Raw genomic sequence first — 10,463 nt, 5'->3', positions numbered from 1 at the left:
AGCAACTGCGGTTCCTCAGCCTGAGCGATCCCCTGACCGGCATGATGAACCGTCTCGGCATGGTCGAGGCACTCCGGCACGCGATGCAGAGGGCACAGGCCGAGCCATCATCCTGCGCATTCCTCATTGCCGCCGTTGGCAATCTGGGCGTGGTCAATGATGCCTATGGTTTCGAGGTGGCAGACGAGGTGATGGCGGAGGCCGGGCGGAGGCTGGCCCGCGTGGCCCGCGCCGGGGACGTGATCGCGCGCTACTCGGGCTCGAAGTTCGGGTTGATCATCCATCACTGCAGCGAAGGCGACATCAGCGCCGCGGCCGAGCGCTTCATGGCCGCCCTGCGCGAGAGCGTGGTCATGACGGAAGCTGGCCCCGTCTGGGCGCTGTTGTCGGTCGGGGCGGTGGTCCTGCCCCGCCACGGGTCCGACCCTGGCACCGCCATCACGCGGGCCGAGGAGGCGCTGGCCGAGGCCCGCAAGCAACCCTTCGACGGTTTCGCCATCTACCAGCCATCCTCCGAGCGGCTGACGGAGCGCGTGAGCAATGCCCGCTATGCCAGCGTGGTGGTGCGCTGCCTCAAGGAACAGCGCCTTCGCCTGGCCTTCCAGCCAGTGATCGATGCGCAGAGCGGGGAGCCGGTCTTCCACGAGGCCCTGCTCCGGCTGGCCGATCATGCAGGCAGTGCGCTGCCCGCGGACCGCCTCGTCGCGGTCGCCGAGAAGCTGGGGCTGGTGCGCCTCATCGACCGTGCGGTGGTCGAGCTTGCCGTGGCAGCACTCACCACCCACCCCGATGCCCGGATTTCCATCAACGTCTCGGGCACCACGGCCACCGATCCGCGCTGGTACCCGGAGATCACGGCGATACTCGCCCGCAACCCGGAGGCGGCACGGCGGCTGATCGTGGAGATTACCGAAACCGTGGCGCTGGGCGACCTCGAGGACACGGCGCGCTTCGTGCGGCAGCTGAAGGCGCTGGGGGTGATGGTGGCAATCGATGATTTTGGCGCGGGCTACACGTCCTTCCGCAACCTCCGCGCCATGCCCATCGACATGCTGAAGATCGACGGCACCTTCTGCCGGGATCTCAGCACCAATGCTGACAACCAGTATTTCGTGCGGGCCCTGATCGACCTGGCACGCGCCTTCGGCCTCCGGACAGTGGCGGAATGGGTGGAGACCGAGGCAGATGCCGCCCTGCTCGCGGCCTGGGGTATCGACCTGCTGCAGGGCAATCTCTTCGGTGAGGCCGCAACACTGCCGCCATGGCCCGCGGCCGATGGTAACACCACCGCGGAGGACCCGGCTGCGGAAGAGACGCTGGAAAGCTTTACGGCAAGCCTTGATGATGAGGTCGCCCGGCTGCGCCAGGCGCTGGCGCTGCTCGACAGCGCCTTCCGTGCCCCGCGCCGCAGCGCGGGCTGACCCTATTTGCTGGCGAGCTTGTCGATCTTCTGCTGCATCTGGGCGAGCTGCTCCTTCAGCGCCTGAAGGTCGTCCTTTGAGGACGCTTCCGGGGACTGGGGCTTGCCGGGTGCCGGCGCGCCCGGAACCGCGCCGCCCATGGCAGCGGCGAAAGGATTGAAGACCTTCATGGCCTCACTGAACATGACCATGTTTCGCTGGGCGTGGTCCTGCATGGCCTTGAAGGGATCCGTCCCCCAGGCCTCCATCATCTGGGCCCGGAACTTCTCCTGCTCCTTGCCCAGGTTCTGCAGAGAGAATTCAAGGAAACCGGGCACGAAGGCCTGCATCGAGTCGCCATAGAAGCGGATAAGCTGGCGCAGGAAATTGATGGGCAGCAGGTTCGTGCCCTTGTTCTCTTCCTCGAAGATGATCTGGGTGAGGACGGAGCGGGTAATGTCCTCGCCCGTCTTGGCGTCGTAGACCAGGAAATCGGTACCCGCCTTGACCATGACGGAGAGGTCGTCCAGCGTGACATAGGTGCTGGTCGAGGTGTTGTAGAGCCGCCGGTTGGCGTATTTCTTGATGACCACGGCGCTTTGCGGCGCTGCCTTCTCTTCGCTCACCGGATTCCTCCTCACGCGGGCACGTTTAAGCCCTCGCCGTTAACCGGACTTTTCAGAGCTCTCCCTCACGGAAACCTTGCGCCCCGCACTGCACAATTGCAAGCGCGAAAATTTTCCGCAAAGCACACCATCAAGACCTATGTCGCATTGCACAAAAGGTGATAAAGGAGCCATACGCTCAAGGATAAATCAGCAAGGAGGCATTCATGGCCGGATCTGGAAATGGGATTGTCATCGTCTCTGCGGCGCGCACGCCGGTAGGCTCTTTCAACGGTGCGTTGGCGGGTGTGCCTGCCTCCTACCTCGGCACGGTGGCGCTCAAGGCCGCCATGGCGCGCGCCAAGGTTGAGGCCAGCGAAGTGGACGAGGTCATCCTCGGGCAGATCCTGACGGCCGGCCAGGGCCAGAACCCCGCCCGCCAGGCGGCCATCAATGCCGGCATCCCGAACGAGAGCCCCGCCTGGGGCATGAACCAGCTCTGCGGCTCTGGCCTGCGGGCCGTGGCGCTCGGCATGCAGCAGATCGCAAGCGGTGATGCGCGGATCGTCGCCGCCGGTGGCCAGGAGAGCATGAGCAAGGCGCCGCATGTGGCCCACCTGCGCGACGGCGTGAAGATGGGCGATTGGTCGCTGGTCGATACCATGATCAAGGACGGGCTGTGGGACGCTTTCAACGGCTACCACATGGGCAACACCGCCGAGAACGTGGCCCGCCAGTGGCAGATCACCCGCGAGACGCAGGACGACTTTGCGGTGAAGAGCCAGAACAAGGCCGAAGCCGCCCAGGCGGCCGGCAAGTTCAAGGACGAGATCGCCCCCGTCACCATCTCCACCCGCAAGGGTGACGTGACCGTCGACACGGATGAATACATCAAGAAGGGCGTAACGCTCGACAGCGTATCGAAGCTCAAGCCCGCCTTCGCCAAGGACGGCTCGGTGACGGCCGCCAACGCCTCCGGCATCAACGACGGCGCCGCCGTGGTAATCCTGATGAGCGAGCAGGAAGCCTCCCGGCGTGGCCTGACGCCATTGGCCCGCATCGCCTCCTGGGCGAGCGTCGGCGTCGACCCCGCGATCATGGGCTCAGGCCCCATCCCGGCCTCGCGCGCCGCGCTGAAGAAGGCCGGCTGGACGGTCGAGGACCTGGACCTGGTGGAGGCCAACGAGGCCTTTGCGGCGCAGGCCTGCGCGGTCAACAAGGACATGGGCTGGAACCCCGATATCGTGAACGTGAACGGCGGCGCCATCGCCATCGGCCACCCGATCGGCGCATCGGGTGCGCGCGTGCTGAACACGCTGCTGTTCGAGATGAACCGCCGCGACGCCAAGAAGGGCCTTGCCACGCTGTGCATCGGCGGCGGCATGGGCGTTGCCATGTGCGTCGAACGGTAAGACCTTCCCCGTCATTCCCCCTCTCCCCTACCGGGGGAGAGGGATGGGTGAGGGGGTGCCGGCCGCGCGTGAGATGACTGAGGGCGGGACTCGCCGAGAGACCCCCTCACCTGCCCTCTCCCCCAGTGGGGGAGAGGAAAGCAAACGAGAGAACGAGGAGAAAACGAATGGGACGCGTAGCAGTCGTAACCGGCGGAAGCCGCGGCATTGGTGCAGCGATTTCGAAGGCGCTCGCCAAGGCGGGATACAAGGTCGCTGCCAATTATGCGGGCAATGACGAAGCCGCAGCCAATTTCAAGGCAGAGACGGGGATCCCCGTCTACAAGTGGGACGTGTCGAACTACGAGGCCTGTGCTGCCGGCCTGAAGCAGGTCGAGGCCGATCTCGGCCCCGTCGAGGTGCTGGTCAACAATGCCGGCATCACGCGCGACGCCATGTTCCACAAGATGACGGTCCAGCAGTGGAACGAGGTGATCAACACGAACCTCAACTCGCTCTTCAACATGACACAGCCGGTGTGGAACGGCATGCGCGACCGCAATTTCGGCCGCGTCATCTGCATCTCGTCCATCAACGGCCAGAAGGGCCAGATGGGCCAGGCCAACTACTCCGCCGCCAAGGCGGGCGACATCGGCTTCGTCAAGGCGCTGGCGCAGGAGGGTGCGGCCAAGGGCATCACCGTCAACACGATCTGCCCCGGCTACATCGCCACCGAGATGGTGAAGGCCATCCCCCAGGACGTGCTCGACAAGCGCATCCTGCCGCTGATCCCCGTCGGCCGGCTCGGTGAACCGGAGGAGATCGCACGCGCTGTCGTGTTCCTCGCCTCGGATGACGCAGGCTTCATCACCGGATCCACCATTTCCGCCAATGGTGGCCAGTACATGGCTTGATTTGGCCTGAGCCGGGGCTGGAATGTCCCGGCCGGCAAGCAGTGGCACATGCCCGCGCTTGACGCGGGCATGTTCTTTTCTGCAACTAGGGCTTCATGGAACTCAAGGCACAAGACCTCACATGCGAGCGCGGCGGGCGGATTGTGTTCCGTGATGTCTCGCTGGCGCTTGGAGCCGGAGAACTCATGCAGCTCACGGGGCCGAATGGTTCCGGCAAATCAACCCTCCTCCGGCTCATCGCGGGGCTCAACGAGCCACAGGCCGGGACCCTGACCCTCCATGGCGGGGCGGAGGACCTCTCGATCGGCCAGCAGGCGCATTACATCGCGCACCAGGAGCCGGTGAAGTCCGCCCTCAGCGTGCATGAGAACCTCGCCTTCTGGCGTGATTTCCTCGGCGGCGGCGAGGTTGAGGAGGCGCTTCACGCCTTCGACCTTGCGCGGCTGTCCTCCTATCCCGCAGGCCTGCTTTCGGCCGGGCAGAAGCGGCGCCTGGCGCTGGCCCGGCTGGTGCTTGTGCCGCGCGTGCTGTGGCTGCTGGACGAGCCGACGGTAGGACTCGATACCGCCTCGCTCTCCCGCCTCGGCGGCATCATGGGCGGGCATCTCGACAAGGGCGGGCTGATCATCGCCGCCACTCACGTGCCGCTCGGCCGTGAGCCGGACGCGCGGCTGGATCTAGGGCGCGCGCCATGAACCTCATCATCGCCCTCATCAGGCGTGACCTGACCCTGAGCATGCGCCAGGGTGGCGGTGCTGGCACGGCACTGGGCTTCTTCCTCACCGTCGTGGTGCTGCTGCCCATCGGCATCGGCCCCGACCAGGCCCTGCTTGCGCGCATCGCACCCGGAGCCTTGTGGATTTCGCTGCTGCTTTCCGTCCTGCTTTCGGCCGACCGCATCTACCAGCAGGACTATGAGGACGGATCGCTCGACGTGATGACCATGGGACCCTTGCCGTTCGAGATGGTGGCACTGGCGAAATCCGTGACCCACTGGCTGTCGACCAGCCTGCCGCTGGCCATCGCCGCGCCGATCCTCGGCTTCCTCGTCAATCTCGAGCCGCAAGCCATCCTGCCCCTGGCGGCGGCCATGGCGCTGGGCTCCATTGCGCTGTCGCTTCTGGCCTCCATCGGGGCGGCGGTGACGGTGGGACTGCGGCGCGGCGGGTTGCTCGTCTCGCTGCTCGTGCTGCCGCTCTATGTGCCGGTGCTGATCTTCGGCCTCTCCGCCTCGCAGCCCAATGCCGCGCCCGGCCTCACCACGGCCTCGCTGCTGATCCTGGGGGCGATCACGCTGGTCAGCCTGGTGGTGTCGCCCCTTGCTTCGGCTGCGGCACTGAGGTCCTATCTGAAATGATCTGCCTGAATTAGATAAAGGCCATGCAGTACCTCGCGAACCCGACCCGATTCCTCCGCCTCGCCAACTGGCTGCTGCCCTATGCATGGGCCATCACCATCGGCCTCTTCGCCGTGGGGCTGTATGGCGCGCTTGCTGCCTCGCCGCAGGACTACCAGCAAGGCGAGACGGTGAGGATCATGTACGTGCATGTGCCCGCCGCATGGATGGCGCTGTTCGTCTATACGGTGATGGCGCTGGCAAGCGCCGTCGCGGTCATTTTCCGGCACCCCCTCGCCGACGTGGCGGCCAAGACCGCAGCCCCCATCGGTGCGGTCTTCTGCTTTCTTGCGCTGGCCACGGGCTCACTCTGGGGCAAACCGATGTGGGGCGCCTGGTGGGTGTGGGACGCGCGCCTGACCTCCATGTTCGTGCTCATGCTGCTTTACATCGGCTACATGGCGATCTGGGCGGCGATCGAGGAGCCGCATCGGGCTGCAATGGTGGCGCGCATCGTCGCGCTTGTCGGTTTCGTCAACGTGCCGATCGTGAAGTTCTCGGTGGACTGGTGGAACTCGCTGCACCAGCCGGCAAGCGTGTTCCGCATGGACGGGCCAACCATCCACAGCTCCATGCTGTGGCCGCTGCTCGTCATGGGGCTCGCCTATTCCTTCCTGTTCCTGTCGCTTCACCTGGTGTCGATCCGCACCGAGATCGCCGCACGCAAGATCCGCCAGATCCACATCGCCGAGATCGGGGAACGCTGATGGACTTCTCCGCAGACCACATCGGCTTCGTCATCGCATCCTACGCGATCAGCCTGATCTTCATCGGCGGCCTCATCATCAGGATACTGCTGAGAGACCGGAAGCTGCGCGCGGAAGCCCAGCGGCTTGAAAGCCGGCGCGGGACTGACCGCCCATGAGCAGGCAAGAGGAAAATGCAGCACCCCGGCCACAGCGCTTGCGGCTGTGGCTCGTTCTCATCCCCGTCATTGTGTTCGCGGCCCTCGCGGCGCTGTTCTGGAAGGGCCTGTCGGGAGAACCGTCGAAGATCCCCTCAGCGCTCATCAACAAGCAGGTGCCGGAGTTCACGCTTGCCGCCGTGCCCGGCCTCGATGTGCCGGGGATCGCCACGGCCGGCCTCAAGACGGGCAGGATCAGCGTCGTCAATGTCTGGGCCTCCTGGTGCGCGCCCTGCCGTGTCGAGCATCCCCTGCTCTCCGATCTGGCCAAGCGCGGAGACATCACGCTGATCGGCATCAACTACAAGGACGCGCCGGAGAATGCGGTGCGCTTCCTGCGCACGCTGGGCCAGCCCTTCGCCGCCGTGGGCATGGACAGCAACGGCCGCACCGCGGTCGAATGGGGCGTCTACGGCGTGCCCGAGACCTTCATCGTCGATGGCGAGGGTTTCATCCGCTACAAGCACATCGGGCCGCTGACGCCGGAGTCGATCGCAGGGCGGTTTTCTGACGAGATCGAAAAAGCCAAGACACCGCTGCCGAAGAACGTGCCCTGAAGCCCCTCGGGCGTAAGGGCAGCGGCGTTACGCGCGCTTGCGTGACTTGATCTTGCGGGCGGGCTTGACGGGTTCCTTCTCCTCGATGCGGTCCATCTCGGCGGCGAGCACCGCGAGATTGTCGAGGAAGGATTTACGCTCGGCCGAAGGGATGAGCGAGAGGAGCTGCTTGTCGACTTCCTCCGCACCGGGCTGGGCCATCTTCAGCATCTTCTTGCCGATGGCGGTGATGCGGATGGCGTTGGTGCGGCCGTCGTCCTTGGTGCGCTTCCTCTGCAGATAGCCCTGGGCAAGGAGCCTCGCAACGAGATCGGCCAGCGTCGAACGGTCGATGCCGGTGAGCTTCACGAGCTCGGTCTGGCTCTTGCCGTCATTGCTGTCCACCGCGAGAAGCACAGTGAACTGACGATGCGTGAGGCCGGACTTTCCGACCTCTCCCATGTAGATGAGGCTCGAGAACTGCGCCGCGCGTTTCAGCAAGTGCGACGGTGAACGCGTGAATTGCTTCACGTCCTTTGTCGTTGTCATACGCCCATTCTCCTGCCCGCATGCCGGTCTCTTGCGATGTGCCGGATCCTGCGAAATTCCACGCGTTGCCCGCCTGCCTGTTGCCCTTAAGCCCGAGGACCTTTCCCCGCGGAGCCGCGCACAACTAGCGGTTCAGATATTACGCTGCAAGCAAAAAGCGGTTGACTGAAATCCATGAATGCCTTTTGCCTGAGAGGGAGTTAAGATGATCCGCACACAGATTTCAACACTTGACAAGCGATGAACAGTAAGACTCAGAAAGCATCCTTCCGGCGTGAAATTCCGGCGGGCGACACGCATGAGCGCGACGTTTGCGCCACCTGCGGCTTCGTCGACTACGTGAACCCGAAGATCGTCACCGGTTCGATCGTAAGGCATGAAGGCAAGATCCTGCTGTGCCGCCGCGCCATCGAACCGCGCGTCGGCTACTGGACGCTGCCTGCAGGTTTCATGGAGCTGGGCGAGACAGCAGAACAGGCCGCCATGCGCGAAGCGCTGGAAGAGGCGAATGCCAGGATCGCCATCGACCGCCTGCTCGCAGTCTATACCATACCACGCATCGCACAGGTGCAGATCATGTATCTTGCGCAGCTTGAGTCTGCCGCGATTTCCGCGGGCCCTGAAAGTCTCGAGGTGAAGCTTGCCGGCTGGAGCGAGATCCCGTGGGATGAGATCGCCTTCCCATCAGTCATCTGGGCGCTCGAGCAGTACCGCAGCGTCGAGGGCGTTGTGGATTTTCCGCCCTTCTCGAACCCGCCGGGAGAATATGGCGGCCCGCAGCCCTACTGAGCTTCGGTCTTGTCGTCCTCGATCATGTGCTTCGTCATGTAGGGCGCATTGGCGAAGGCGAAGGCAAGGGTGATGGGCAACAGGCCGAAGACCTTGAAGTTGACCCAGGCATCGGTCGAGAAGTTGCGCCAGACCACCTCGTTCAGGACCGCCATGGCGAGGAAGAAAACGCCCCAGCGGATCGACAGTGTGCGCCAGGCTTCCTCCGTGAGCCTCACGGCCTCGCCCATGATGAGCTTGATGTAGCTTCGCCCCATGGCGGCGCCTCCGAGCAATACGGCTCCGAAGAGGGCGTTGATGAGCGTGACCTTCACCTTGATGAAGAGTTCGGAGTGGAGCCAGAGCGTCAGCGCCCCGAACAGCGCGACGAAGACGGCCGAGACGAGCGGCACCATGGCGATCTTGCGGGTCAGCACCCAGGATGCTGTCAGCGCTGCCGCCGTGGCCGCCATGAAGATGCCGGTCCCCCAGAAGATGCCCGCCTTCCAGTTGGCGATGAAGAAGGCGACCAGCGGGCCCATCTCGATCAGCAGCTTGGTCCATTGCCCCAGCTTCGGGGCGGGCGCGTCACTCATCTCTCCTCCAGTCCGGCAATCGCACGCGCAAATCCCTCGGCGTCGAAGGGCTGCAGGTCCTCGATCGATTCGCCCACACCGATGGCATGGACGGGAATCCTGAACTTCTCGGCGATCGCCACCAGAATGCCGCCGCGCGCCGTGCCATCAAGCTTGGTCATGATGAGGCCGGTGACGCCCGCCACCTTGGTGAAGATCTCGGCCTGGGCCATCGCATTCTGGCCCGTGGTGGCATCGAGCACCAGCAGCACGGCATGGGGCGCTGCCTCGTCCTGCTTCTTGATGACGCGCACGATCTTGTCGAGCTCGTCCATCAGATACTGCTTGTTCTGCAGGCGGCCCGCCGTGTCAATGAACAGGATGTCGGTGCCGTCTTCCTTCGCCTGCGCAATGGCATCGAAGGCGAGGCCGGAGGCATCTGCCCCGGTGGGCCTGGACATCACCTTGGCCCCAATGCGCGAACCCCAGACGTTGAGCTGCTCGATGGCCGCCGCGCGGAACGTGTCGCACGCGGCGAACATCACCTTGTGGCCCTCTGCCCGCGCGATGGACCCGAGCTTGCCGATGGTGGTTGTCTTGCCCGCGCCATTGACGCCCACGACGAGGACGATGAAGGGCTTCTGGCTGCCGAAGTTGAACGGCACCTCAACGGGCTTGAGCACCTTGGAGACTTCCGTGGCGAGGATGCGCTTGACCTCCTCCGGGTCGATCTCCTTGTCGTAGCGGCCGGTCGAAACCTCCTTCACGATGCGCTCGGCCATGGGCAGGCCGAGATCGGCCTGGAGGAGCACGTCCTCCAGGTCCTGCAGCGTCGCCTTGTCGAGCTTCTTCTTGGTGAAGATCGAGGTGATGGAGCCGGTGATCGAGCGCGATGACCTGGAAAGACCATCTGACAGGCGAGAGAACCAGCCGCGCGAACGCGCCTGATCAGGCTCGGCCCCTACAATGGCCGGTACGGGCTCCGGTTCCGGCTGCGGCGGAAGCGCTGGCCCGGACTCCGCTTCCAGTACGGATCCAGAAGCCGCGGGCGGCGGTGCCGCATCTTCCTCCGGCTTGCTGGCGCCGCGGTTGAACAGCTTCCTGAAGAAACTCATGCGGCGAGCCTGGCCTCCAGATGGGATGCACCGCGGCCGGTGACCTGTGCAGTGACGATGGCGCCCGGCGCCATGCGGCTTTCGAACTTCACTTGGGCGAAATGCTCGGTGCGGCCCATCGCTTCCGTCTCCACCAGCACCTGGCGCGTGGCGCCCAGTTCGCTGCTGAGGAAGGCATCGAGTCGGCCCAGGCCCTTCTGGCGGAGCCTTGCGGCGCGCTCCTTGATCACATGCTTCTCGATCTGCGGCATGCGTGCGGCGGGCGTGCCGGGACGGGGCGAGAAGGGGAAGACGTGCAGATAGGTGAGGC

The 10,463-nt window shown here is 64.7% G+C and carries 13 protein-coding genes and 1 pseudogene; 9 read left to right on the top strand and 5 right to left on the bottom strand.

Features of this window, described 5'->3' with window-relative positions:
• Positions 1-1,421, top strand: a 1,421-nt coding sequence (locus tag ACILRA_RS13510) for an EAL domain-containing protein (protein WP_395662618.1), incomplete at its 5' end; no start/stop codon positions are given.
• Between the two features lie 2 nt (positions 1,422-1,423).
• Here the strand turns inward: ACILRA_RS13510 and phaR are convergent.
• Positions 1,424-2,026 carry a polyhydroxyalkanoate synthesis repressor PhaR gene (gene phaR / locus ACILRA_RS13505; RefSeq protein ID WP_395662617.1) on the bottom strand — a complete coding sequence of 201 codons (603 nt, stop codon included), beginning with the start codon at positions 2,024-2,026 and terminating at the stop codon, positions 1,424-1,426.
• Positions 2,027-2,232: 206 nt separating this feature from the next.
• On the opposite strand from phaR, the gene ACILRA_RS13500 reads away from it, so the two are divergent.
• From ACILRA_RS13500 to ACILRA_RS13470, 7 genes are all read left to right on the top strand, one after another.
• On the top strand, positions 2,233-3,417 hold the full coding sequence (locus ACILRA_RS13500; RefSeq protein WP_395662616.1) for an acetyl-CoA C-acetyltransferase: 1,185 nt from the start codon (positions 2,233-2,235) through the stop codon (positions 3,415-3,417).
• 167 nt (positions 3,418-3,584) lie between these two features.
• On the top strand, positions 3,585-4,310 hold the full coding sequence (locus tag ACILRA_RS13495) for a beta-ketoacyl-ACP reductase (RefSeq protein ID WP_395662615.1): 726 nt from the start codon (positions 3,585-3,587) through the stop codon (positions 4,308-4,310).
• Positions 4,311-4,405: 95 nt separating this feature from the next.
• A complete protein-coding gene (gene ccmA, locus ACILRA_RS13490; protein WP_395662614.1) occupies positions 4,406-5,005 on the top strand; it encodes a heme ABC exporter ATP-binding protein CcmA in 600 nt (199 codons plus the stop codon).
• Positions 5,002-5,667, top strand: a complete 666-nt coding sequence (gene ccmB, locus ACILRA_RS13485; RefSeq protein WP_395662613.1) for a heme exporter protein CcmB — start codon at positions 5,002-5,004, stop codon at positions 5,665-5,667. The genes ccmA and ccmB overlap by 4 nt, the downstream gene beginning before the upstream one ends.
• 23 nt (positions 5,668-5,690) lie before the next feature.
• The gene (locus tag ACILRA_RS13480) at positions 5,691-6,413 is read left to right on the top strand and encodes a heme ABC transporter permease (protein ID WP_395662612.1); all 723 of its coding nucleotides are present in this window, start codon (positions 5,691-5,693) and stop codon (positions 6,411-6,413) included.
• On the top strand, positions 6,413-6,571 hold the full coding sequence (gene ccmD / locus ACILRA_RS13475) for a heme exporter protein CcmD (protein ID WP_395662611.1): 159 nt from the start codon (positions 6,413-6,415) through the stop codon (positions 6,569-6,571). Before ACILRA_RS13480 ends, ccmD begins: the two co-directional genes overlap by 1 nt.
• Positions 6,568-7,167: a DsbE family thiol:disulfide interchange protein gene (locus ACILRA_RS13470; protein ID WP_395662610.1), complete on the top strand. Its 600-nt coding sequence runs from the start codon at positions 6,568-6,570 to the stop codon at positions 7,165-7,167. The genes ccmD and ACILRA_RS13470 overlap by 4 nt, the downstream gene beginning before the upstream one ends.
• 27 nt (positions 7,168-7,194) lie before the next feature.
• Here the strand turns inward: ACILRA_RS13470 and ACILRA_RS13465 are convergent, their stop codons facing one another.
• On the bottom strand, positions 7,195-7,695 hold the full coding sequence (locus ACILRA_RS13465) for a MarR family winged helix-turn-helix transcriptional regulator (protein ID WP_395662609.1): 501 nt from the start codon (positions 7,693-7,695) through the stop codon (positions 7,195-7,197).
• A gap of 240 nt (positions 7,696-7,935) precedes the next feature.
• Here ACILRA_RS13465 and ACILRA_RS13460 point away from each other — a divergent pair, with 240 nt between their 5' ends.
• Complete coding sequence (locus ACILRA_RS13460) at positions 7,936-8,484, top strand: NUDIX domain-containing protein (protein ID WP_395662608.1); 549 nt, start codon at positions 7,936-7,938, stop codon at positions 8,482-8,484.
• Here the strand turns inward: ACILRA_RS13460 and ACILRA_RS13455 are convergent.
• The 3 genes and pseudogenes from ACILRA_RS13455 to ACILRA_RS13445 all read right to left on the bottom strand — a co-directional run.
• The gene (locus ACILRA_RS13455; RefSeq protein WP_395662607.1) at positions 8,478-9,059 is read right to left on the bottom strand and encodes a septation protein A; all 582 of its coding nucleotides are present in this window, start codon (positions 9,057-9,059) and stop codon (positions 8,478-8,480) included. The two genes, ACILRA_RS13460 and ACILRA_RS13455, sit on opposite strands and share 7 nt — an antisense overlap.
• The gene (ftsY, locus tag ACILRA_RS13450) at positions 9,056-10,153 is read right to left on the bottom strand and encodes a signal recognition particle-docking protein FtsY (protein ID WP_395662606.1); all 1,098 of its coding nucleotides are present in this window, start codon (positions 10,151-10,153) and stop codon (positions 9,056-9,058) included. The genes ACILRA_RS13455 and ftsY overlap by 4 nt, the downstream gene beginning before the upstream one ends.
• Positions 10,150-10,463: pseudogene (locus ACILRA_RS13445) on the bottom strand (tRNA (N(6)-L-threonylcarbamoyladenosine(37)-C(2))-methylthiotransferase MtaB); the annotation flags it as partial. The pseudogene ACILRA_RS13445 and the gene ftsY, both read right to left, overlap by 4 nt.

The sequence above is a fragment of the Aestuariivirga sp. genome, assembly GCF_044239095.1.
Taxonomy (GTDB): domain Bacteria; phylum Pseudomonadota; class Alphaproteobacteria; order Rhizobiales; family Aestuariivirgaceae; genus Aestuariivirga.
This window is presented reverse-complemented; position numbering and strand designations above follow the sequence as displayed.

Bases quoted from the DNA above. Each gene is read 5' to 3' on its own strand.
- ACILRA_RS13500 (WP_395662616.1), top strand. From the start codon at position 2,233: ATGGCCGGATCTGGAAATGGGATTGTCATCGTCTCTGCGGCGCGCACG.
- ACILRA_RS13495 (WP_395662615.1), top strand. From the start codon at position 3,585: ATGGGACGCGTAGCAGTCGTAACCGGCGGAAGCCGCGGCATTGGTGCA.
- ccmA (WP_395662614.1), top strand. From the start codon at position 4,406: ATGGAACTCAAGGCACAAGACCTCACATGCGAGCGCGGCGGGCGGATT.
- ccmB (WP_395662613.1), top strand. From the start codon at position 5,002: ATGAACCTCATCATCGCCCTCATCAGGCGTGACCTGACCCTGAGCATG.
- ACILRA_RS13480 (WP_395662612.1), top strand. From the start codon at position 5,691: ATGCAGTACCTCGCGAACCCGACCCGATTCCTCCGCCTCGCCAACTGG.
- ccmD (WP_395662611.1), top strand. From the start codon at position 6,413: ATGGACTTCTCCGCAGACCACATCGGCTTCGTCATCGCATCCTACGCG.
- ACILRA_RS13470 (WP_395662610.1), top strand. From the start codon at position 6,568: ATGAGCAGGCAAGAGGAAAATGCAGCACCCCGGCCACAGCGCTTGCGG.
- ACILRA_RS13465 (WP_395662609.1), bottom strand. From the start codon at position 7,695: ATGACAACGACAAAGGACGTGAAGCAATTCACGCGTTCACCGTCGCAC.
- ACILRA_RS13460 (WP_395662608.1), top strand. From the start codon at position 7,936: ATGAACAGTAAGACTCAGAAAGCATCCTTCCGGCGTGAAATTCCGGCG.
- ACILRA_RS13455 (WP_395662607.1), bottom strand. From the start codon at position 9,059: ATGAGTGACGCGCCCGCCCCGAAGCTGGGGCAATGGACCAAGCTGCTG.
- ftsY (WP_395662606.1), bottom strand. From the start codon at position 10,153: ATGAGTTTCTTCAGGAAGCTGTTCAACCGCGGCGCCAGCAAGCCGGAG.